The sequence below is a fragment of the Thiomicrorhabdus arctica DSM 13458 genome (assembly GCF_000381085.1).
GTDB lineage: Bacteria > Pseudomonadota > Gammaproteobacteria > Thiomicrospirales > Thiomicrospiraceae > Thiomicrorhabdus > Thiomicrorhabdus arctica.
Genome location: NZ_KB905901.1, coordinates 185,072 through 208,311 on the forward strand (window position 1 = coordinate 185,072; position 23,240 = coordinate 208,311).

Annotated in this window: 12 protein-coding genes, 2 tRNA genes and 2 rRNA genes; 14 read left to right on the forward strand and 2 right to left on the reverse strand. The window is 42.1% G+C overall.

Going from position 1 to position 23,240, the window contains the following annotated elements; all coding sequences use genetic code 11:
- The first annotated feature begins 57 nt into the window (after positions 1 to 57).
- The 7 genes from rfaD to F612_RS0110500 all read left to right on the forward strand — a co-directional run bounded on the left by rfaD (position 58) and on the right by F612_RS0110500 (position 9,679).
- Positions 58 to 1,002 (forward strand): ADP-glyceromanno-heptose 6-epimerase, encoded by a 945-nt coding sequence (gene rfaD, locus F612_RS0110470; protein ID WP_019557725.1) that lies wholly within the window; start codon positions 58 to 60, stop codon positions 1,000 to 1,002.
- Positions 1,003 to 1,011: 9 nt separating this feature from the next.
- The gene (gene waaC, locus F612_RS0110475; protein WP_026329738.1) at positions 1,012 to 2,043 is read left to right on the forward strand and encodes a lipopolysaccharide heptosyltransferase I; all 1,032 of its coding nucleotides are present in this window, start codon (positions 1,012 to 1,014) and stop codon (positions 2,041 to 2,043) included.
- Positions 2,044 to 2,046: 3 nt separating this feature from the next.
- The gene (locus F612_RS0110480; RefSeq protein ID WP_019557727.1) at positions 2,047 to 3,171 is read left to right on the forward strand and encodes a polysialyltransferase family glycosyltransferase; all 1,125 of its coding nucleotides are present in this window, start codon (positions 2,047 to 2,049) and stop codon (positions 3,169 to 3,171) included.
- A gap of 33 nt (positions 3,172 to 3,204) precedes the next feature.
- Complete coding sequence (locus F612_RS0110485; protein ID WP_019557728.1) at positions 3,205 to 4,464, forward strand: O-antigen ligase family protein; 1,260 nt, start codon at positions 3,205 to 3,207, stop codon at positions 4,462 to 4,464.
- Positions 4,465 to 4,468: 4 nt separating this feature from the next.
- Complete coding sequence (locus F612_RS0110490; protein ID WP_019557729.1) at positions 4,469 to 5,197, forward strand: glycosyltransferase family protein; 729 nt, start codon at positions 4,469 to 4,471, stop codon at positions 5,195 to 5,197.
- Between the two features lie 480 nt (positions 5,198 to 5,677).
- Complete coding sequence (locus tag F612_RS0110495) at positions 5,678 to 6,775, forward strand: glycosyltransferase family 9 protein (protein ID WP_157760541.1); 1,098 nt, start codon at positions 5,678 to 5,680, stop codon at positions 6,773 to 6,775.
- 42 nt (positions 6,776 to 6,817) lie between these two features.
- Positions 6,818 to 9,679, forward strand: coding sequence for an FAD-binding and (Fe-S)-binding domain-containing protein (locus F612_RS0110500; RefSeq protein ID WP_019557731.1), 2,862 nt, complete (start codon positions 6,818 to 6,820; stop codon positions 9,677 to 9,679).
- Positions 9,680 to 9,752: 73 nt separating this feature from the next.
- On the opposite strand, the gene F612_RS0110505 is transcribed toward F612_RS0110500, so the two are convergent.
- Positions 9,753 to 10,151 carry a hypothetical protein gene (locus F612_RS0110505; protein ID WP_019557732.1) on the reverse strand — a complete coding sequence of 133 codons (399 nt, stop codon included), beginning with the start codon at positions 10,149 to 10,151 and terminating at the stop codon, positions 9,753 to 9,755.
- Positions 10,152 to 10,273: 122 nt separating this feature from the next.
- Here F612_RS0110505 and F612_RS0110510 point away from each other — a divergent pair, with 122 nt between their 5' ends.
- From F612_RS0110510 to F612_RS0110520, 3 genes are all read left to right on the forward strand, one after another.
- The gene (locus F612_RS0110510) at positions 10,274 to 10,882 is read left to right on the forward strand and encodes a Maf family protein (RefSeq protein ID WP_019557733.1); all 609 of its coding nucleotides are present in this window, start codon (positions 10,274 to 10,276) and stop codon (positions 10,880 to 10,882) included.
- 68 nt (positions 10,883 to 10,950) lie between these two features.
- Positions 10,951 to 12,423: a ribonuclease G gene (rng, locus tag F612_RS0110515; RefSeq protein WP_019557734.1), complete on the forward strand. Its 1,473-nt coding sequence runs from the start codon at positions 10,951 to 10,953 to the stop codon at positions 12,421 to 12,423.
- Positions 12,424 to 12,443: 20 nt separating this feature from the next.
- The gene (locus F612_RS0110520; RefSeq protein WP_019557735.1) at positions 12,444 to 16,250 is read left to right on the forward strand and encodes a YhdP family phospholipid transporter; all 3,807 of its coding nucleotides are present in this window, start codon (positions 12,444 to 12,446) and stop codon (positions 16,248 to 16,250) included.
- 9 nt (positions 16,251 to 16,259) lie between these two features.
- On the opposite strand, the gene F612_RS0110525 is transcribed toward F612_RS0110520, so the two are convergent.
- Complete coding sequence (locus F612_RS0110525; RefSeq protein ID WP_019556577.1) at positions 16,260 to 17,288, reverse strand: IS30 family transposase; 1,029 nt, start codon at positions 17,286 to 17,288, stop codon at positions 16,260 to 16,262.
- Between the two features lie 775 nt (positions 17,289 to 18,063).
- Between F612_RS0110525 and F612_RS12615 the strand changes: the two genes are divergently transcribed.
- The 4 genes from F612_RS12615 to F612_RS0110550 all read left to right on the forward strand — a co-directional run bounded on the left by F612_RS12615 (position 18,064) and on the right by F612_RS0110550 (position 23,176).
- Positions 18,064 to 19,609, forward strand: a 16S ribosomal RNA gene (locus tag F612_RS12615).
- 73 nt (positions 19,610 to 19,682) lie between these two features.
- Positions 19,683 to 19,759, forward strand: a tRNA-Ile gene (locus F612_RS0110540).
- A 4-nt stretch (positions 19,760 to 19,763) separates the two neighbouring features.
- Positions 19,764 to 19,839 (forward strand) — tRNA-Ala (locus F612_RS0110545).
- 468 nt (positions 19,840 to 20,307) lie between these two features.
- Positions 20,308 to 23,176: ribosomal RNA gene (locus F612_RS0110550) — 23S ribosomal RNA — on the forward strand.
- The 16S and 23S rRNA genes sit together here with 2 tRNA genes alongside, the layout of an rRNA operon.
- The last annotated feature ends 64 nt before the right edge of the window (positions 23,177 to 23,240 follow it).

Below are 23,240 nucleotides of genomic sequence, written 5' to 3' on the forward strand. Positions count from 1 at the left end.
ATCGAAGTTAGATTTTCGCGTGGTTTTAATATTTAGGAATGAGTGGGTTAAATAACAATGATCGTAGTCACAGGTGGAGCAGGTTTTATTGGTAGCAATATCGTCAAAGCTTTAAATGAACAGGGGCGTACCGATATTTTGGTGGTGGATGACCTTAAAGACGGTACTAAGTTTGTGAATCTGGCCGATTGTGATATTGCGGATTATTTAGACAAAGAAGATTTTCAGCAACGTATCTTTGCCGATCAAGGGTTGCCAGAGATTGAAGTCGTGTTCCATGAAGGTGCCTGCTCGTCTACCACGGAGTGGGATGGCAAGTTCATGATGGACAATAATTATGAATACTCAAAAGATGTTTTGAATTATTGTTTAGAAAATAGAATTCCATTTTTATACGCATCATCTGCTTCAGTGTATGGCGATGGCCCTGACTTTATTGAACAACGTCAATATGAAAAGCCTTTGAACGTTTACGGCTATTCTAAATTTCAGTTTGACCAATATGTGCGTAATATCTTGCCAAGGGCGAAAAGCCAAGTGGTTGGCTTTCGCTACTTTAACGTGTATGGTCCGCGCGAGCAGCACAAAGGCGATATGGCGAGTGTAGCGTTTAAGTTACATCATCAAATCCTCGCGGGCGAAAACGTCAAGTTATTCGGTGAATATGATGGCTACGGGCCAGGCATGCAAACCCGAGATTTTGTGTATGTCGATGATGTAGTTGCGGTTAACTTATGGTTTGCTGAACATCCTGATAAATCAGGTATTTTTAATTTAGGGCCGGCCAAAGCGCAACCTTTTAAAGATGTCGCGCAAGCGGTGATTGATTATCACGGCAAGGGTGAAATTGAATATATTGATTTTCCCGAGCACCTGAAAGGCCGATACCAGAGTTACACTCAGGCCGATAATAGCTTATTACGTGAAGCGGGTTATGTGGCTGACTTTAATACCGTTGAGCAAGGCGTCGCCATTTATTTGGATTGGCTAACGAGCCGATAGAGAATTAGTTTGCGTATATTACTCATTAAAATGTCCTCTATGGGGGATGTGTTTCATACTTTCCCTGCGTTATCGGATGCTTTAAAAGCGATGCCTGATTTACAAGTAGACTGGGTCGTCGAAAAGTCGTTTGCAGAAATTCCACAATGGCATCCTGCTGTGGATAAAGTCTATCCCATTGAGCTGCGCAAATGGCGAAAAAGTCTTTTTGCAAAACAGACGCGACAGGACATTAAAGTGTTTTTTGAGACAATCAACCAAACCAACTATGATTTAATTCTTGATGCGCAAGGGCTTTACAAAAGTCTTTGGGTAGGGAGAAGAGTGAGAGCTCCGATGAGCGGTTTTGATTTTGGGAGTGCTCGCGAACCCTTATCGAGTCTGTTTTACAAGAATAAGTATCGGGTTGCTAAAGACCAACATGCCATCTTACGACTACGCCAACTCTTCGCTCAAGCATTAGATTATCCGCTCACTGAAAATGCGCTAATCATTTATGGATTAAATACCCAGGCCTGGTCAAAGCCAGAAATCCTTCTCGAAAATATTGGGCATGATGATTACTGGGTATTCTTGCATGGCACAACTTGGGAAACCAAGTATTGGCCAGAAGCCAACTGGATTGAGTTGTTACAAAAAGCTAATGCTTCAGGCGTTAAAGTTATTTTGCCTTGGGGGAATCAAGAAGAGCATGAACGTGCTTTACGTATTGCCAGCGCCACAGAAAACAGCCAGACCTGGGTGCCAGATGAAATGTTAAGTTTAAATACGGTTGCTAAAGTACTCAAAAATGCCAAAGCGGTGGTTTCTGTGGATACTGGCTTATCACATGTCGCGGCGGCTTTAGAAGTGCCAATGGTCGTATTGTATCGAGTAACGGACCCTAAGTTGGTTGGTGCAGATGGCTTGATGGTTAAACGTTTGCAGTCACCTTGCGCACCGCTTTACTTGAAGAAGTTTAAAAGTGTCCAACAACAAAACATGTCTTTGGAAGGGTTGGATGTTGATACTGTTTTGAATGCCATGACAATAGGATTTTAATCAATGTCTGATGCAAAGAAGACTCGCGTGCTTTACTTACCTTCGACCCCTTTAAATCTACTGGTTTCAGTCGCCCATGCAACCGCCTATAATAATGAACAAGATGCTCAATTAGTCCTTATTGATCAGAAGTCATTAAACAAAAATCCATACTTTAGTGCCTTAAAAGAGTGGGGCGAGGGCCCTTTTGAGCAGGTTGATATCTTGCCAGGAAAGGCTAAGGGACTTCATAAACTCGCTGAACGTAAAGTTAATTTTTCAAAATTGGTGAATATAGCCCAATCTTTTAAGCCCAACGTGATTGCGGTTGGCAGTGATCGCCGAGTTGAATTCCAGTTTTTAATGCAGTATTGCCGTCATAAAATAGGTCAAGTGTCAGGTTGGTATATGGATGATGGTTTGTACTCTTATGCCGGACGTCCTTATAAACGGATTAAAGATAATGTTAATGGAGTATTAAAGAAACTTGTTTATGGTTTATGGTGGCAAGAGCCACCAACGATAGGCGCTTCAAGTTGGGTTGACCAGGCCTGGTTGTTTAGCCCAATACATGCTATTTCCGCATTACAACAAAAAAAGATTGCCCTGATTAAACCTGAATGGTTTGATCAGCGACAAGTTGTAGAGTTTAGTGAACGTGTATTGCTTCAATTTGATTTAGATCAAACAGTTAAAGATCGTATTCAGTTGGCTGATTTATTTCTATTAATTCCACACCCTAATAATATAGAGAAAATGATAGGGTATGAAAATCGCATAGAACTGTTTTTAACAGCACTCAATGAGTTGGGGTTAAACGTTGTGATTAAATATCATCCACGTTCGCTAGGCAACGATGCCTTAGACTTGGCCAAACGCTATAATACATTTGTTCTACCCAAGAATTTAGCCTTTGAATTTGTGTTGCCCCTCATTAATCGCCGCGCGATTATTTTGGGTGATGTGAGTACGGTGCTAATGACGGCTAGGTGGTTACGACCTGATATCACCACCTTGGCAGTACTTCCAGAAGGTGACGAATTTTCCCAACAATTTAGATCGGTCATCAGTGGTTTTGAAATACCAGTACTGAAAAGTTTTGATGACGTTTTTATAAGAATAAACAGCGATCTTAAGAAGATTACTTGACCAAAAAAAAGCAAATAGTTAAAGGTTAAAACCATGCAGGCTTCACAAGAAACATTAGTAACACCGGCCCCACAACAGACATCATTATTGTTTTTTATAATGACTTTTTCAGCCATTGTACCGCTGTATTTCGAGTCTGTTCGAATGCTTGCTGGCTTGGTCTTTTTGGGGCTGTTAGTGACGTTATCATTTAAGTCCTATCAGACCACAATCTATCCCATTAATAAGATGGAAAAAACATGGATATATATTGCTGTTATGTATGCTGGTTTTTTTATACTCAATTATTTTCTACATACCCCCTATTCTAAGGATGGTGAATGGCGAAACGCAGCGCCTGTTTTTATTCTGTTGTTCTCATATTGGTACTTTCTAAGCATTCGTTTAAATCTACAAAAACAGATTATTAAATATGTCGCATTAAGCTCAATTGCAGTTGCCGTTATACTTTTGGCGGTAGAACTGGTGATGACCGATCATTTCATGGGCTACCGTTTTGGCCTAACTTTAGATGGTTCAAGAGGGCTTGCTGCCATAGGCTTTATCTTGCCACTGACAACCATTTTATTGACAATTTTATGGCTACAGAACCGTTCCTGGTTATATTTTATTTTAATGTTGATAGGATTATTACTATCAGGTCTAAATGGCTCAAGAACATCATTTGGCTTGGTGTTGATGCCCATTCTTGCAGGATTAGTTTTTCTATTAGCTTGGGATAGGACTTTTTCAAGAAAAATAAAAATATGGGCCATTATCGTAATTACATCATTAGTGTTTATGTCTGCATTTTTAGCGAAAGACAAAATTAAAGATACATTTACGGATTTTTCGGCAATGGAAAAAGGAGAATATATGAGTTCTATGGGACTCAGAATAGCAATGTGGGACACTGGAGTTATTGCGCTTAAAGACCATTGGTTCTTAGGGGTTGGACCCAGTGATTATAAAACTCATATTGTATCCGTAGTCAATAAAACAGATTACTCACCAGAAGTGAAAGGGTTTATTTCAGGAGTGATGCAGATCCACAATCAATACCTAATGACGTCAATGTTATCAGGAGTCGTGGGTCTCATAAGTTTATTATTCTTTTTAGGCTACCCTGCTTGGGTGTTTCTAAAAAGCTTTAAAGAAGATAATGGGGTTGCTTCGGTAGTTAGTGTTGGATTGATGCTAGGGATTGTTTTTGTGATGTTTTTCGGAGCGATATTTACCTATACTTATACGACCATTTTTTACATGCTAGCCATGAGTTCTTTGGTGAGCTTTTTTACAAAAAGAAGAGCGTAATAAATTGATTCATGTAATTTGCCTTAAATGGGGTGATAAATATGGCCCTGAATATGTTAACCGTTTATTCAAAATGGTCACTAAACACCTATCAAAGCCTTTTGAATTTCATTGCTTAACAGAAAATAGTGATGGCATTGAACCCCGTGTAGTCATTGAATCTATTCCTGACTACGACTTACAAGGCTGGTGGTATAAGCTTGTGATATTTGAGGAGGGTTTTCTAGGGATTCCAAAAGAAGATAAAATTCTGTTTTTAGATCTGGATATCGTCATCTTAAATGCGCTAGACAGCTTAGTGACTTATAGCGATAAGTTTTGCATTTCTGCTGACATTAATGAACAAAGTTACAATAGCTCGGTTATGTGTTTTCATCCCGGTCAGTATCGGTTTATTTGGGAGTCTTTTAACTCTCAAAAAGAGACGATTGTTGCCGATTTGCACGGTGATCAAGATTGGATTGAACATGTTTATAAAGACGCGGTTATTTTTCCAAAGAGCATCGTTAAATCTTTTAAGATTGATTTAAATTCTAAAACCAAATTTTCGTTCGGTAGTCCAGGGCGTTATATTAGGAAAAAATTTCCAATACTCTTGCCTACAGGGAGAGTTGAAATGCCTAAAGATGCCGCTATTGTTCTATTTCATGGCAAGCCAGATCCTATCGATGTTATGGACGGTCCTTACGACAAATATAAATATGCGCCTTGGATTAAGGATACCTGGCTTTAGTATAAAATCTACTTAGAGCGTGTCAACTTAGAACAAACAAGCGCGCTTTCCAATTGAGATTATGCTGCTATTTTTAGCATAGAGAGCGCATGTACTTGTTTCTGTTTTATCAATTGGAAACGATGTCATGCCCAGAATGGATAGAAATAGATACCTATTAAGTTGCAAAACCACCCGTCATGAGGTTTACACAAAACTTAAATCATAATTTTAAGTACTCACATTAGTCAGGATATTTGGGGTTGAAAAGGGTACTGCCGTTCTTTCATGCATGGAGATAGGTATAGGGTCTGAAAAGCAATTGGGGGTGCTTTTCTGTAAAAACACAAAGCACTCTAAGTTATGACGTCCTCACCCTTTTTATTGAATGGGTAGGTAAGCTCAATGAGCTTTACCACTATACAATTTGAAGTTTCCTCTAGAGAATTCCTAGAAAAATATAAATAATCTAAGCTTTAATTGAGATAAATGATGAACCAAATGAAACCTAGTCAGGACTTTTTTGAACCGCACCAGCGCCTGATTATCAAAAAAGAGTTTGATATAAAAAGCATTCAGAAGATCATTGTCGTTGGTGTTGATCAATTGGGTGGTTTAATGATGAGTTCGCCTTTTTTCCGTGAATTAAGAGCGGCTTTTCCCAATGCTTATATCGTTAATTTAGTGGCGCCACTCACGTTTGGCGCGATGCAAAATTGTCCCTATATTGATGAAGTTTGGAAGTTTGATAAGAAACAGAGTTTTAAAATTGCTAAAAAAATCAAAGATGATCAATTTGATTTGGCCTTATTAGTGGCGGGCTCTTTAAGAGCGGCCTTAATCGCTTATTTAGGCAGAGTACCAAATCGGGTTGGTTTTGATAATGATGGTAGGGGGCGACTGCTAACGGTACAGCTACATCAGGAGTTTTCTTCTCGATATCGCCCTGAAAATATTTTTGATGTGTTAAGAGCGATTGGTATCAACCCACAAGGGGTGTATGAGCGTGAGGTCTGGTTGTCTTCAAAGGATATAAACTATGCTCAAATTTGGGCAGATGAAAATTTAAAAAAAGGCGAAAAAGTACTCGCTTTCAACCCCTTTTCTACAGACCCTAAAAGACGTTGGACTGATTCTGGTTGGCAGTCCATGTTAATTGGAATTAAAAAGATGGGTCTTAAAGCTGTTATGTTGGTTGCGCCTAATGAGGTTGCAGAAGCCGAATCTATGTTACAACAATGGCAAGTAGATGATGTACATGTTGAAACGCATTCGGTGCCCCATACGGCCGCCATTCTAAACCATGTGTCTTATGTTATTGGCCCTGAGTCTGGGTTCATTCATATGGCATTAGCGGTAAATAAACCACATGTTATAGCCTTGTTTAATGTCCTTCCACCCAAATCCACTTTTCCAGTGAGTGACGATCGCCATTGTGCCTTGATTGAGGATACTCTACCTTGTTGTCCATGTTATCTATACAAGTTTAAAGATCGCTGCCCAAATGATTTAGTTTGTATGAGTCAACTGGGTGCTGATAAGGTTTTAAATGCGATTAAAAAGTTTGAAGAAAACGATATCCAGAAAGTTGACTCGTGAGATTATCATGCAATTAACTTGCCCAAATCAGGTTGTTTTCCAATGAATAAAAGCTTGTTGATGGCTACGGATGCCTCCATTTACGAAATTTTTCCAAATATGGTAAATATGCCATTATCTCAAGCTGAGCTGATAAGAGTTGTTCGCGATGCATTCAAAAAGAATAGTGCCATCACCCTTCGTGCCGGTGGTACTTCATTAGGCGGCCAAGCCATCGGTTCGGGTATTGTTATTGATGTTTCAAAGCATCTGACCAGTATTCTTGATTACCGTCCTAAAGAAAAAGAAATTGATGTTGAACCGGGAGTGATTCAAGATGATTTGAATGATTTTGTAAAGGCAGACGGGCTACTTTTTGCACCGGATACATCTACCTCTAACCGAGCCATGATTGGTGGCATGATTGGTAATAACTCTTGTGGCTCTTATTCGGTTTATTACGGCACGACGCGTGAACACGTTAAATCAGTGGACGTTATTTTAGCAGACGGTTCACAAACTACTTTTGCTGCTTTGTCTGCTCTTGAGCTGCAAGCTAAACTCGCTTTACAAACGTTTGAAGGTAATCTCTACCGTACGGTCTTTAATTTATTAAAGCATCACGGTCAACAAATTCTTGATCACTTCCCTCATCCTTCCATCAAACGCCGTAACACTGGTTATGCTTTAGATGAGCTTTATCGTTTTCATCAACCCTTTAACCCTCAAGGTAAACCCTTTACTTTAGCCCCTTTAATTTGTGGTAGCGAAGGCACGCTTGCTGTGATTCAGCAGGCGACCTTAAATTTAGTAGAGTTGCCTCAACACCGTCAGTTGATTTGTGCACATTTTGATTCGGTTGAAGCCGCTTTAAAAGTGGTCCCTAGTTTATTAGAGTTTGAACCGGCCGCGATTGAGTTGATTGATAAAGCAACCTTAGATGGCGCTAAAGCCAATCGACAACAGCAGCAAAACCGCTTTTGGATTGAGGGCGATCCTTTAGCCGTCTTGGTGATTGAATTGTTCGATGAAGAGGCTGAATCTTTAAAAGCACGTTTACAAATTAACCAGGCCTGGTTGCTTGAACATCAGGCGTACTCAGCCCCCATTATTGCAACCCAAGACTCGTCAAAAGTGTGGGAAGTTCGTAAAGCAGGTCTGGGTATGTTGATGGGTAAGGTGACTCGTAAAAAAGCCGTTGCGGTCATCGAAGATGCCGCCGTACCTGTACACTCATTGTTTGATTACTACCAGGATGTGCAAGCCTTGATGGCCGAGTTACAGGTTAATTGTGTCTATTATGGTCATGCCTCGGTGGGTTTAATTCATATTCGCCCTGAAATCGATTTAGCGACGCCAGAGGGTAAACAACTATTCCAAACCATTGCCGAACGTAATTCCAAACTCGTCAAGAAGTATCGAGGGGCTTTGTCTGGTGAACATGGTGATGGTCGAATTCGTGCACCCTTTATAAAAGAGCAGGTGGGTGAGCAGGTTTATGGGTATTTGCTCGAGTTAAAGCGTGCATTTGATCCTTTTAATTTGCTGAATCCTGGCGTCATTATTGGGGATATGCCGATTACCTCAAATCTACGCGCAGACCGACAGCCTAAGCAGTTATTAAATACGGCCTTTGATTGGTCTAAAGATTTGTCTTTAATGGATGCGGTAGAGAAGTGCAATGGCGCTGGAGCCTGTCGCAAGTCGGCCGGAAATGGCGTGATGTGCCCTTCCTATCAGGCGACTCGAGAAGAAAATAACTCTACTAGAGGACGAGCCAATTTATTACGCTTTGCCTTGACTGAATCGAATCCTAGAAAAGCCCTTAATCAAGCCGAGTTACAGCAAGCGTTAGAGATGTGTTTAGGCTGCAAAGCCTGTAAGACAGAATGTCCTGCAAATGTTGATATGGCGCAATTGAAATCAGAAGTGTTGTATCAAACCAGAAAAGGGCGTTTTAACTTAAGTGATTTAGCGCTTAAGCATTACGGGGTTTTGTTAAATATAGGCCAAAAAACTCCAAAATTGTTTAATTGGTTACAGTCTTTAAGTTGGGCTAAATTTGCTTTAGGAATCGACCAACGTCGTACTTTGCCATTAGCCCATTCATTGAACCTACAAAACTGGTGGCAAGATCAGCTAAGTGCCAATTTTAGTAATGCATCGAGGCCTGTAAAAGTCACGCAAACCGTTTGGGTATTGTGTGACTTGTACAGTCAGTATCAAGAGCCTAAGGTGGGACAAGCGACCTTAAGCAGTTTACTCAAGCTAGGGTTAGATGTGCGACCGCTGTTTATGCAATCGTCCCCCCGGGCATTAATCAGTAAAGGCCTTTTGCCTGAAGCACAGAAAGCCTTAGTGGAGCTATTGACTCAGTTACAATTTGTTGAAGAAGGTGATTTAGTTGTAGGTATTGAACCTTCAGAGCTTTTGACGTGGCGTGATGAGGCCAATGCCTTGTTAAAAACATCGTCCAAACAAACAGACCAGGCCTGGTTGAATCAAAAACAGCCCGTATTATCGTTTGAAGAGTTGATTTTAACCTTAAACGCTCAGCATAAGTTACCTGTATTGACTGAGTTGAATCAAGATTCAGTCGAAGGTCGCAAAGTGTTATTACATGTACATTGTCATCAAAAAGCCCTCGCGACACCCATGGATTCTCAAAAAGCGTTAGAGTTGATTCCAGGACTCACGGTAGAGATGTTGCCGACAGGCTGTTGCGGTATGTCTGGTGAGTTTGGTTACAAACATTATGAAGTCTCTAAAAAGATTGCCGAGCAAGTTTTGCTACCGCGATTGGCTCTGGCAGAAGAGAGTGACCTGATTGTGGCGACGGGGACGAGTTGTCGTCATCAAATTGAAGATTTAGGTCATCAATCCGCGTTACATATTGCCCAGGTTTTTGACCGCTTCCTAAAATAATAGTATACAAGCTCAATATTTCAACGTAATCGGTTTTAGGCTGCCTTCATGCAAATACGAAAGCTTATATAAATTAGCCAAAATATTTCTGCAAAGCTTGTCTAAAACGCTCGGGCATCTCTTCAGAGGTTTTAAGCGGTTCATGGCACCAGACCGCATCCGGCCAGACCTCATCTCCTTCCTCTCTAAAAATAACATGCAGATGCAAATTAGGGCTTTTGTTGCCGATTTTGGCAATATTATAATGGGGTCCAAAACCTGATTTTTGGAGCACATCAATCATCTGGTAAATTTCTCCATAGAGCTGTTCTATATAAGAACGCTCGTTTAAAGCCTGCTTTGGAATCACTAACAACCAAGGCAGTTCCGTTTTTTCGGCCAGTAACGAATACAATGGATGCTCAAACAGATAGACACTTTCAAAGGTCTCTTCTAATAAGGTTGGGGTATGTTCAGGTATGAGATTGTCCATAACAGGCTCTTTGTTGGTTTTGACATAAAAAAGGCATTCCACGGTAGAATGTCTAGCTCAATACATTGATAGATTTAGGTGTAAAATTGATCATAATTAAAAGCAAATAATAGCAGATTTATATGATGGTGACACAGCAACAGAATTTCTCTGAAAAGAGCCTTATATTTTTAGCGTCAGAATCTCCGCGAAGGATAGAGTTATTGCAACAACTAGGTGTGCAATTTGAGACTATTAATGCGCCCGTCGAAGAGGTTGCATTACCAAATGAACCGCCTGAATCCTATGTCGTACGCATGGCAATAGAAAAGGCACTTTCTGGATTTAATAAGGTCGCAGGCAAGGCAATTTGGGTTGTGGGCGGCGATACTGTGGTGATGTTAAAAGGACGTGTCTTCGGTAAACCAAAAAATGAAGCAGATGCTTTTAATATGCTTTCAAGATTGTCTGGACAAACGCATGACGTATTATCAGCCGTGGCCATCGTCTTTGATGGTGAGGTGTTTTCCGCTTTGAATACAACCACCGTTCGCTTTAAAGTGTTGTCCGAATCTGAAATTATGAACTATATCAGTACACATGAGCCATTTGGAAAGGCTGGAAGTTATGCCATACAGGGATTGGGTGCCAAATTTATCAAGGGCATTGATGGCAGTTATTCAGCCGTCATGGGAATGCCTTTATTTGAGCTTAATCAGTTATTAGAGGCGTCGGGTTATCATTCGGAGTGATGAGTATGACTAATCCGTTGAGCATTTAATTGACACAACCAAATTTAAAAAGTGAAAAGGCATGTTAGATGCATAATGAAGAAAAAGTATTAGTTAATGTAACTCCTAATGAAACCCGTGTTGCATGGGTCGAAAACGGTGTCTTACAAGAAGTCTGGGTAGAACGTGCTAGTAAAAGAGGGTTAGTGGGCAATATCTACATGGGCAAAGTCGACCGCGTTTTACCCGGCATGCAGGCTGCATTTATTAATATTGGGTTAGAAAAATCCGCCTTTTTACACGTCTCTGACGTCTGCCATAAAAGTATTGGATGTTCTGCAGATGTTGAATGTGATGATATTGCCAAACTATTGCATCAGGGCCAAAAAATTATGGTGCAGGTGGTCAAAGATCCTTTGGGTTCTAAAGGTGCGCGAATTACCATGCAGGTGACGATTCCTTCGCGCATGTTGGTGTATATGCCCGTTGAAAAGGCATTGGGGGTTTCACAAAAAATTGACAGTTCCGAAGAACGAGACCGCCTGCGTGACATGATTAAGAGCATTCCAGAGCACAAAGATTCGGAAGGAGGCTTCATTGTCAGAACCGTCGCAGAAGGGGTCGATTTTCATGAGATGCGTGCCGATATGATTTATTTACAGAGGCTTTGGAAAAATATTCAAGAGCGGTCTAGAAGTGTGACTAAACCGGCTGTCATTTATGATGATTTACCCCTGTATTTAAGGATTATGCGCGATATACCGATCGACAGAATTGAGAAAATTCGAGTAGATTCGACTGAGACGCTTAAAAAAATGCAGGTTTTTCTTGAAAAGTACGTTACGGAATTAACTGATAGACTAGGTTTATACCAAGGCGAACGACCTATCTTTGATCTCTATAATATTGAAGATGAAATACAGGCCGCATTACACAAAAGAGTCAATCTAAAATCAGGAGGGTACTTAATCATAGATCAAACGGAGGCCTTAACAACGATTGATGTTAATACTGGTGCATTTGTTGGTCACAAAAATTTAGAAGAAACCATCTACCGTACAAATTTGGAGGCCGCCCAGGCTATCGCACGACAGTTAAGATTAAGAAATCTGGGAGGCATTATTATTCTTGACTTTATCGATATGGACGTTAAGGATCACCAACGTAATGTTTTGGCTACATTGGAAAAAGAGCTTTCTAAAGATCGTGTCAAAACTTCAATCAGTAGCATCTCGAATTTAGGTTTGGTGGAAATGACCCGCAAAAGAACACGAGAAAGTCTAGAAAGGACGCTGTGTGAACCTTGTCCGGTTTGCAGTGGCCGCGGGACGGTTAAAACAGCGGAAACGGTCGCCTTTGAGATATTTAGAGAGATTACTCGTATGGCACGCTCTTTTGAGGCGGACAATTATCGAGTCATTGCCGCGGAAGTTGTTGTCTCACGAATTATGGATGAGGAGTCAAGCAATGTGGCAGAGTTGGAAAGCTTTCTTAATAAAAGCATTCGATTTCAAGCAGAAAGCACTTATGCACCAGAACAATTTGATGTTGTGATGATGTAGGTTTCGTTTTGGTATAAAACATGATTGTTAAAAAGACACATCACACGTTACAAATAATTTTTGCACTCTTTATGGCATATTTATTAGTGACTCGTTTGCTGATTACTTGGGTGCAAACTGCGCCAGAACAAGTTGTATCTATTGCAGAGTGGTTGATGGACAGTGAAATATCATTTAAGAGTATTGAGATACAGCAAGGAGTACTCGGTTTTCAGTTGCAAGCTGAAGCGTTAAGTGTGCATCATGCCGATTATGAGCTACAGATACAAACTTTAGATATGGACGTAAACGTATTTTCGCCATTTTTTCCATCCATTGGTTATGGTGCGTATCTTAAGGTAGAGGAGGGTGCTTTACAGTTTAAAAATGTTCAGCCAGCTGAAGCAAATGGACAGGTAGATGTTTCACAGCTTAATATTCATGAATTAAGACGGTTTGACGTTAATATAAGTCGATTGTGGCAACGCGTTAATGTTAAAAACTTTATTCTCAGTGAAGTCGTCAGGCCTGGTCTTGCCATCCAAATTCACGATTTTCAGTCTCTTAAAGGTGCGCAATTAAATATATCCTCTGAGTTTTCATTAGGGTACCGAGATAGCTTAAATTTTGAAAAGTTTAGTTTTAGATCTACTCTTACTTCAAATGTTTGGGGAGGGATAGAGTATGGTGAATTTAGTCTGTCTTCTTTTCAGCCTTTACAGTCTGAGCGTATCGTTCAATTGCTTCCAAAAATTTGGCATTCAATTCTGCCGCAAGGAGAGTTGCTTCTGGATCTAAAAGCGAAAATTGCTCAATCGAAATTAGCGAAATTAGTCATTAACTTAAACGGTCAATCTCTAAAATGGCCACAACAGCATACCACTCTTCCGAAAAGCATGGGATTGGAGTTAGTTTGGTCTTCGGAACATCAAAATATTAAGACTCAATTCACAGATTGGCATTTCAAACTCTCTAAAATTCAGCTCGATAATAAATATATCCAAACGGTCTCTCCCATCGAATTATCTTTCGAAGATAATCAAATGTTACATTTCTCCTCCCGTTATTTCGATATAGAACCTTTTAAAGCTATTGTGAAGTCTCTCGTATTGAATAAGCATGTCGCTACCTTATTTGATAAGACTGCTCATTTGAAGATTTCAGATGTGAGTGGTGACCTAAACTGGAAAACATTAGAGCTCCCATTGTTACAGGTGACACTTGATAAATTATCTATCCCGGTGACAGAGTATCCGGGCGTGGCGATTGAAGATCTAACCGTGCATAAACAAGCAGATCGTCTTTCGCTACAAACGGATAAGCCGATTTGGGTCATGCAGGCAGATATTCACCAGAATCCGATGCGAATTGATCTGCCTGCAAAGGTGGTAATCGATTACGAAACAGAGTCAGGATATTGGAACTTGCCGCGGTTGAGTGCAAAGGTTGATAATATTCCCGTACAGTTTTCAATTCGTGCGAATGACAAAAGCGATGTGGATAGTCTATTAAATGTGCAAGTTGATCAGCTGAGTGTATTGAAAGAGTATTTGCCGTACTCTTTTATGTCAAAAGCGTTACAGAAATGGTTACAAGAATCTTTAGTGGCGGGTGAAGCGATTAATCTAGATGTTAAGCTTAAAGGCAATCTTAAAGCCTTTCCATTTGAGAAGGGAAATGGGGTTTTTACCGCGGTCGCCACGATCAAAAAAACCAAGCTTAAGTTCAATTCAGACTGGCCTATGCTGACTGATTTTGCTGCTCGTATTAAGTTTGTCCCTTTTCAGTTGGAAATAACCGCTGATGACGTCAATCTCGGGTCGAATCTGATGGCGAAAGACGTCATCGTAACCATCCCGAATCTCGATCAAGATGATATTGCACTGAATATCCAAGGCAAGGTGAGTGCAAAACTAGATCATGCTGTTGACTATCTTCTGGTGTCACCGCTTGCAAAAACACTCGGGTTAGACTCATTTTTAAAAAGCAGTGCCGTACTTAAAGGTGATTCATTTATTTCGATCGATAGGTTATGGGTACCTATCTCTGGGTACCCTGCAAAGTCAGAAGAAGTAAAAGGGACTGTTGAACTCAAGAAGGCAATATTAAATTTACAGGATAAATTAACACTTTCAGAGATACACGGAGTTCTGAACTTTACAGAGAAAGGGGTTGACGCTAATAATCTAACAGCAACCGTTATGGATGGCCCAGCTGTCATCAAGGTGAGCACCAATAGAAAATCCAAAGTTGTGAATATCGAGGCAAAGGGTAGGAGTTCTATAGAGTCGGCTCTGCTTTTTTCAAAACCATTGCCCTGGACTGCCGAGATTCAAATTCCATTTAAAAATAGCCGAGTAAGAGGGGTTGATGCAAAAATTGAAGTCAACGTTTCAGATGCACAGAGTTTGCTTCCTGCACCGCTAGAAAAGCAAGCATTGCTAGGTAAAAAAGTCACTATACATGCTTTATCTCAAGATGATTTATTATCCGTTACTGCAAAACTACCAGGCTTGCTCAGCTTACAAGGTGAATGGCAATCCACTAAAAATGAATATAAGGCCGCGCAGCTTAAGGTTGTCTTTGGAGAAAATAACAAGGCATTTGATTCAGTAATACCGAAGGGTTTTTCTGTAAATGGACAACTCAAAATGCTCGATCTTGATGGTTGGGTTGCACTTTATAAAGCGATGCCTGAAGCTAATCTACTCAAGAGTTCGAAGTCTCAGATATCCTGGAATGCCTCGCAATTAAAGATTCACAATATGTTACTTTGGGGGAATGAGTATTCTGGTATTAATACTCAATGGAAGTCAGTGCGTCCAGAATCAGTTCTGTTTAATATAAAAAGTCCTAGTGTGGATGCTGAGTGGCTGACGAACTCCGATGGCATTGCGGAAGTTTATGTAAAACACCTTGAAATCGTCACAATGGATACCGTTCAACCAACGGCGGATTCGGAGCTTGCAAGCAAACAGCATTGTCGTGAAGAAGCATCAGAAGAGTTGCTTCCGAAGTTGAGGTTTAAAGGTAAAAATATTCTTTTAGATGGTAAAAAAATTGATACCTTGGATTTTGAGTTGAAGGATTCAGCAAGCCAGCTTGTTTTGTCAGGACTTAAAGGTTCTTTTGGTAATCAATCAGGAAATATAACAGGCAGCTACCTATTTGATAAGTCAATTTTAACCAGTAATCTATCTTTACAGCTCAATTCAAACAACGTTGCTGCTGTGACGAGTTTTCTGCAATTGAAAAAAGGATTTACAGGTAAAGCAGCTAAAGTTGATGTCACGTTGAAGTGGCAAGGTGGGGTAAGCTGTTTTTCTAGAGTGGGTGCTATGGGTGAAGTTGTATTTAATTTAAATGATGGTTCAATAGAGGATATTGAGCCTGGATTTGCACGACTTATTGGCTTGTTAAGTATTGAATCTCTTGCTCGACGTTTAAAACTTGATATTAAGGATGTGACCAATAAAGGCATGGTCTACGACAGTATTCGTGGTAAGGCTGTTTTGTCTAATGGGCGTTTAGCATTGCAATCTTTTGATTTGGTTGCACCCTCTGCAAGTGCTAAGCTCTTTGGTGGGGTCGATTTAATTAATCAGACATTTAATCTAAAAGTGAATGTTACTCCGGCAATTGGGGCATCAATACCTGCTGTCGCAGCCTTGGTGGGTGCCGCCAACCCACTAGCCGCGTTAGCTATCTATAGTTTGATGAAAATTATTCCTGGAATTAATGAAAATCTTATTACCTATAAGTATGAAATTACAGGGCCATGGTTAAACCCTAAGGTGCTTAAAGTTGATGCCAAGTCTGAAGTGGAAGCATCTAATCTAATGAGGTAAGGCTTAGGTTCAAGTTGCAAGTGCAACACTGTTAATATGATTCGACAAGACTGATTCCATCAACTCTTGCGGCGTTCTAAATTCGTATCTTTTTCTTGGGCGAGTATTTAGTAGCCAAGCAATCTTATCTAAATCGCCTTGGCTGTGCTGTTTTAAATCGGTGCCTTTTGGTAAGTATTGCCGTAGTAGCCCGTTGATGTTTTCATTCGACCCTCTTTGCCACGGAGAGTGTGGGTCAGCAAAGTAGACTTTCATATCTAAGTTCTGAGACATAATCGGATGTTGAGACATCTCAGAACCTCTATCGTAAGTCATCGACAACCGTAAAAAATCTGGCAACTTTTTCATCTGTAATTCAAAACCAGTACGCACATCCAAGGCACTTTTACTCGCCATTTTACATAAAGCTAGAAACCCTGTTTTGCGTTCCACCAATGTTCCAACACAAGATTGATTTTTTGACCCTACAATTAAATCACCTTCCCAGTGTCCTTCTAAAATACGGTCATTGATTTCAACGGGACGGTTCTCTATTTTCTGATCTTCCGTCAGCTTAACACTATTGTAATTACTGGTTTTAGAGCCTCTAGGGCCTCTTTTTGATTTAGCTCTGCGTAAGGATTGAACCATCATTTTTTTAAGCTCACCTTTAGGATGAGCATAAATACAGGTATAGATGGTTTCATGGCTCACTTGCATATCACTTTGATTTGGATAAAGACGTTTAAGTGTGCCAGATATTTGCATAGGAGACCATTGTTTGTAAGTTAACCATGCTTTAACTTTATCGTACAATGGAGTATTAGGAATGAGTTTTGGCTGTCTAACAGAGCGCTTACGGCTTTGAAAATATTGACGACCCGCAGTGCTCGCACAGTAACCAGAATCTTTATTAGTTGAGTTTCTGTTCAATTCTCTACAGATTGTCGAGGCCGAACGGTTTAGAAACCGACCGATTGATCTGGTTGAATGGCCTTGATGATGTTTAATCATAAGGATCGCGCGTTCTTCAGGACTTAAATGATAATAATTGCTCATGTATACGTTCTGCTTGAATGTGTTGCACTTGCAACTTGAACCTAAGAGGTGACATTTACGATATGAATAGAATGAATTTTTTAAAGTAATCAGACATGGTTAATTTAAACCAACCCAAAACACCGCATTCATTGCGGTGTTTTGGGTTTCAGTATTTAAATATTTGATTTCGGTCGCTGAATTAAGATTTATAAAGTGATTGATCGCTGTTTTAAACTGCGTAAAAATCCCCAAAAGTAGGGTGTTAAGCCGTGTGGTGTGAATAACTCTGTGGATAACCCCTTAATAAGTTGGCGTAAAATGAGCTGTTTTGAATAAGTCATTAAAAAGTCATTAAAAGTATGAAAAAAGACTTGCGTAGTTTGCGAGATTCGATAGAATACGCCCCGTTCCGAAGCAAACACACTTTTTAAGTCGTTTGTTCCGGCCCGTTTGTTATGAGAGATCTTCGGATCGGGTTTAAAATCTTTGAAAATTATTTAAAAATAATAATTGACAAAGAAGTTCAAACCCCCTTATAATGAGCGGCTTACCGGGGAGAAAAGCAACGTTGTTGTTTCTCTTTCCCGAAGAGACCTAAGTTCTTTAAAAATCAGGTAATTCAGAGATAATTTATGTGGAAACTCCTTAAGTGAGTGACGATATAAAAAATCTCGAAAACGACAAAATTATGTAGATATGCAAATATCAGGTAGGAGTAATCCTTCCATGCAAAATCTTGTCAATTCCGAGTGTTAGAGCAGAAGTGCTCGTTATAAATATACTAAGCAAGATTAAACTGAAGAGTTTGATCCTGGCTCAGAATGAACGCTGGCGGTAGGCTTAACACATGCAAGTCGGACGGAAACGATAGAGAAGCTTGCTTTTCTAGGCGTCGAGTGGCGGACGGGTGAGTAACGCGTGGGAATCTACCCTATAGTTGGGGACAACGTATGGAAACGTACGCTAATACCGAATATGCTCTACGGAGTAAAGGAGCCCTCTTCTTGAAAGGTTTCGCTATAGGATGAGCCCGCGTGAGATTAGCTAGTTGGTGAGGTAATGGCTCACCAAGGCGACGATCTCTAGCTGGTTTGAGAGGATGATCAGCCACACTGGGACTGAGACACGGCCCAGACTCCTACGGGAGGCAGCAGTGGGGAATATTGCACAATGGACGAAAGTCTGATGCAGCCATACCGCGTGTGTGAAGAAGGCCCGAGGGTTGTAAAGCACTTTCAATTGTGAGGAAGATTAAGTAGTTAATACCTGCTTAGTTTGACGTTAACTTTAGAAGAAGCACCGGCTAACTCTGTGCCAGCAGCCGCGGTAATACAGAGGGTGCAAGCGTTATTCGGAATTACTGGGCGTAAAGCGCGCGTAGGCGGATTATTAAGTCAGTTGTGAAAGCCCTGGGCTCAACCTAGGAACTGCATCTGATACTGGTAATCTAGAGTTTAGGAGAGGGAAGTGGAATTCCAGGTGTAGCAGTGAAATGCGTAGATATCTGGAGGAACATCAGTGGCGAAGGCGACTTCCTGGCCTAAAACTGACGCTGAGGTGCGAAAGCGTGGGTAGCGAACGGGATTAGATACCCCGGTAGTCCACGCCGTAAACGATGTCAACTAGTTGTTGGTCCTATTAAAAGGATTAGTAACGAAGCTAACGCGATAAGTTGACCGCCTGGGGAGTACGGTCGCAAGATTAAAACTCAAAGGAATTGACGGGGGCCCGCACAAGCGGTGGAGCATGTGGTTTAATTCGATGCAACGCGAAGAACCTTACCATCCCTTGACATCCTGCGAACTTTCTAGAGATAGATTGGTGCCTTCGGGAACGCAGTGACAGGTGCTGCATGGCTGTCGTCAGCTCGTGTCGTGAGATGTTGGGTTAAGTCCCGCAACGAGCGCAACCCTTATCATTAGTTGCTAACATTTAGTTGAGAACTCTAATGAGACTGCCGGTGATAAACCGGAGGAAGGTGGGGACGACGTCAAGTCATCATGGCCCTTATGGGATGGGCTACACACGTGCTACAATGGGGGGTACAAAGAGCTGCCAACTAGCAATAGTGAGCGAATCTCAAAAAACCTCTCGTAGTCCGGATCGGAGTCTGCAACTCGACTCCGTGAAGTCGGAATCGCTAGTAATCGTGGATCAGAATGCCGCGGTGAATACGTTCCCGGGCCTTGTACACACCGCCCGTCACACCATGGGAGTGGATTGCAAAAGAAGTAGGTAGCTTAACCTTCGGGAGGGCGCTTACCACTTTGTGGTTCATGACTGGGGTGAAGTCGTAACAAGGTAGCCCTAGCGGAAGCTGGGGCTGGATCACCTCCTTTAAGACGAAAAAGTCGCGAGCTTGAGTGAGTTTTCACATAAATTGTCTCTGAATTATCATGAAATGAACGACCCGGGTCTGTAGCTCAGTTGGTTAGAGCGCACCCCTGATAAGGGTGAGGTCGGTGGTTCAAATCCACCCAGACCCACCATATTGGGGCTATAGCTCAGCTGGGAGAGCGCCTGCCTTGCACGCAGGAGGTCTGCGGTTCGATCCCGCATAGCTCCACCAATATTACTGTTAATCTGTTTTTTACCTTCTCTACTTAGTTAGAGACAGGTTGAGAGTTGATTAACAGTTGTATTGATGGTTATTTTTCGCTTGCTTTGCAAGTCATAGATAGCCGGAATAACTGAAAGTTCTTTAAAAATTTGGAATAGATCTTAGCGATTATCTAGATTAATCATTTTTAAATGTGTTAATTATTAGACGATCGTTGAAGAGCCTGAGACGACGCCGACTTTTGTCGACTCAGGTGTCACATGCCACCTTCCAATGGCATGTGGCCAAAGCTTCTAGTGGAGTTCTTTAAAGGTATTTAAACCGTACTTTAAAAGAATGATGATGCTAGAAAGTATAGGTAAATACATATATATATATTGAGAACACTCAAGCGTATATCATGACAGCGAAACTTTTAGTTACGTACACTCAATAGACTTTGTAATCAAAAGGCACAAGGTTATTTTTGAGTTGTATAGTTAAGTGACTAAGCGTACACGGTGGATGCCTAGGCAGAAGAAGGCGATGAAGGACGTAGTAACTTGCGATAAGCCAGGGGGAGTCAGTAAACATGCATTGATCCCTGGATTTCCGAATGGGAAAACCCATCCAATTATGGATATCCCCTAGTGGGAGGCTAACCCGGGGAACTGAAACATCTAAGTACCCGGAGGAAAAGAAATCAACCGAGATTCCCTAAGTAGCGGCGAGCGAACGGGGACCAGCCCTTAAGCTGGTATAAGAATAGTAGAATGGTCTGGAAAGTCCAACGATACAAGGTGATAGTCCTGTATGCGAAATTCTTTTATCAGTGAAATCGAGTAGGACGGGACACGAGAAATCCTGTTTGAACATGGGGGGACCACCCTCCAAGGCTAAATACTCTCTTCTGACCGATAGTGAACCAGTACCGTGAGGGAAAGGCGAAAAGAACCCCTGAAGGGGAGTGAAATAGAACCTGAAACCGTGTACGTACAAGCAGTAGGAGCAGACTTGTTCTGTGACTGCGTACCTTTTGTATAATGGGTCAGCGACTTACATTATGTAGCGAGGTTAACCGAATAGGGGAGCCGTAGGGAAACCGAGTCTTAAATGGGCGATTTAGTTGCATGGTGTAGACCCGAAACCGGGCGATCTATCCATGGCCAGGTTGAAGGTGCCGTAACAGGTACTGGAGGACCGAACTCACGTATGTTGAAAAATGCGGAGATGAGCTGTGGATCGGAGTGAAAGGCTAATCAAGCCCGGAGATAGCTGGTTCTCCTCGAAAACTATTTAGGTAGTGCCTCATGTATCACTCTAGGGGGTAGAGCACTGTTATGGTCTAGCGGTCCGTCAAGGATTAGCAGCCCATTGCAAACTCCGAATACCTAGAAGTGCAATCATGGGAGACAGACTGCGGGTGCTAACGTCCGTTGTCAAGAGGGAAACAACCCAGACCGCCATCTAAGGTCCCTAAATATTACTCAGTGGGAAAGGATGTGGGAAGGCTCAGACAGTCAGGAGGTTGGCTTAGAAGCAGCCACCCTTTAAAGAAAGCGTAATAGCTCACTGATCGAGTCGGCCTGCGCCGAAGATTTAACGGGGCTAAGTAATATACCGAAGATGCGGATGCACATAGTGCATGGTAGAGGAGCGTCGTGTAAGCCTGCGAAGGGGCACTGTAAGGTGTCCTGGAGGTATCACGAGTGCGAATGCTGACATGAGTAGCGATAAAGGGAGTGAAAAGCTCCCTCGCCGAAAGACCAAGGTTTCCTACGCAACGTTAATCGACGTAGGGTTAGTCGACCCCTAAGACGAGGCCGAGAGGCGTAGTCGATGGGAAGCAGGTTAATATTCCTGCACTATTTATTACTGCGATGGAGGGACGGAGTAGGCTAAATCAGCCTGGCGATGGTTGTCCAGGTTTAAGATTGTAGGCAGAGAGATTAGGCAAATCCGGTCTCTTGTTAATGCTGAGAATTGATGACGAGCCCTTTTTTGGGTGAAGTGATTGATGCCATGCTTCCAAGAAAAGCTTCTAAGCTTCAGGTAATAAATAATCGTACCCCAAACCAACACAGGTGGTCGGGATGAGAATTCTAAGGCGCTTGAGAGAACTCGGGTGAAGGAACTAGGCAAAATGGTACCGTAACTTCGGGAGAAGGTACGCCCCGCTCGGTGATGAGACTTGCTCTCTAAGCTAGGAGGGGTTGCAATAAAATGGTGGCTGCAACTGTTTACTAAAAACATAGCACTGTGCAAAATCGAAAGATGACGTATACGGTGTGACGCCTGCCCGGTGCCGGAAGGTTAATTGATGGGGTTAGCTTCGGCGAAGCTCTTGATCGAAGCCCCGGTAAACGGCGGCCGTAACTATAACGGTCCTAAGGTAGCGAAATTCCTTGTCGGGTAAGTTCCGACCTGCACGAATGGCGTAATGATGGCCACACTGTCTCCACCCGAGACTCAGCGAAATTGAAATCGCAGTTAAGATGCTGCGTACCCGCGGCTAGACGGAAAGACCCCGTGAACCTTTACTACAGCTTTGCACTGGACTTTGATACTATCTGTGTAGGATAGGTGGGAGGCTATGAAACTTTAACGCTAGTTAGAGTGGAGCCAATCTTGAAATACCACCCTGATATTATTGAGGTTCTAACCTAGGCCAGTGAATCCTGGTCAGGGACAGTGTATGGTGGGTAGTTTGACTGGGGCGGTCTCCTCCTAAAGAGTAACGGAGGAGCGCGAAGGTACCCTCAGCACGGTCGGACATCGTGCAATGAGCGCAAGAGTAAAAGGGTGCTTGACTGCGAGACTGACACGTCGAGCAGGTGCGAAAGCAGGTTCTAGTGATCCGGTGGTTCTGTGTGGAAGGGCCATCGCTCAACGGATAAAAGGTACTCCGGGGATAACAGGCTGATACCGCCCAAGAGTTCATATCGACGGCGGTGTTTGGCACCTCGATGTCGGCTCATCACATCCTGGGGCTGAAGTCGGTCCCAAGGGTATGGCTGTTCGCCATTTAAAGTGGTACGCGAGCTGGGTTTAGAACGTCGTGAGACAGTTCGGTCCCTATCTGCCGTGGGCGTTGGAAATTTGAGGGGGGCTGCTCCTAGTACGAGAGGACCGGAGTGGACGAACCGCTGGTGTTCGGGTTGTCATGCCAATGGCATTGCCCGGTAGCTACGTTCGGAAAGGATAACCGCTGAAAGCATCTAAGCGGGAAACCTGCCCCAAGATTAGATTTCCCTAGACTTTAAGTCTTCTGAAGGGCCGTTAGAGACTATGACGTTGATAGGCAAGGTGTGGAAGAGCAGTAATGTTTGAAGCTAACTTGTACTAATTACCCGTGAGGCTTAACTATACAACTCAAAAGTAACTTTTGAGTACGTGACTAAAAGTAAGTCATGATATACCTTGAGTGTATC

Excerpts from the sequence above, each read along its gene's own strand:
- rfaD (WP_019557725.1), top strand. The coding sequence starts at position 58 with ATGATCGTAGTCACAGGTGGAGCAGGTTTTATTGGTAGCAATATCGTC.
- F612_RS0110480 (WP_019557727.1), top strand. The coding sequence starts at position 2,047 with ATGTCTGATGCAAAGAAGACTCGCGTGCTTTACTTACCTTCGACCCCT.
- F612_RS0110485 (WP_019557728.1), top strand. The coding sequence starts at position 3,205 with ATGCAGGCTTCACAAGAAACATTAGTAACACCGGCCCCACAACAGACA.
- F612_RS0110495 (WP_157760541.1), top strand. The coding sequence starts at position 5,678 with ATGAAACCTAGTCAGGACTTTTTTGAACCGCACCAGCGCCTGATTATC.
- F612_RS0110500 (WP_019557731.1), top strand. The coding sequence starts at position 6,818 with ATGAATAAAAGCTTGTTGATGGCTACGGATGCCTCCATTTACGAAATT.
- F612_RS0110505 (WP_019557732.1), bottom strand. The coding sequence starts at position 10,151 with ATGGACAATCTCATACCTGAACATACCCCAACCTTATTAGAAGAGACC.
- F612_RS0110510 (WP_019557733.1), top strand. The coding sequence starts at position 10,274 with ATGATGGTGACACAGCAACAGAATTTCTCTGAAAAGAGCCTTATATTT.
- rng (WP_019557734.1), top strand. The coding sequence starts at position 10,951 with ATGCATAATGAAGAAAAAGTATTAGTTAATGTAACTCCTAATGAAACC.
- F612_RS0110520 (WP_019557735.1), top strand. The coding sequence starts at position 12,444 with ATGATTGTTAAAAAGACACATCACACGTTACAAATAATTTTTGCACTC.
- F612_RS0110525 (WP_019556577.1), bottom strand. The coding sequence starts at position 17,288 with ATGAGCAATTATTATCATTTAAGTCCTGAAGAACGCGCGATCCTTATG.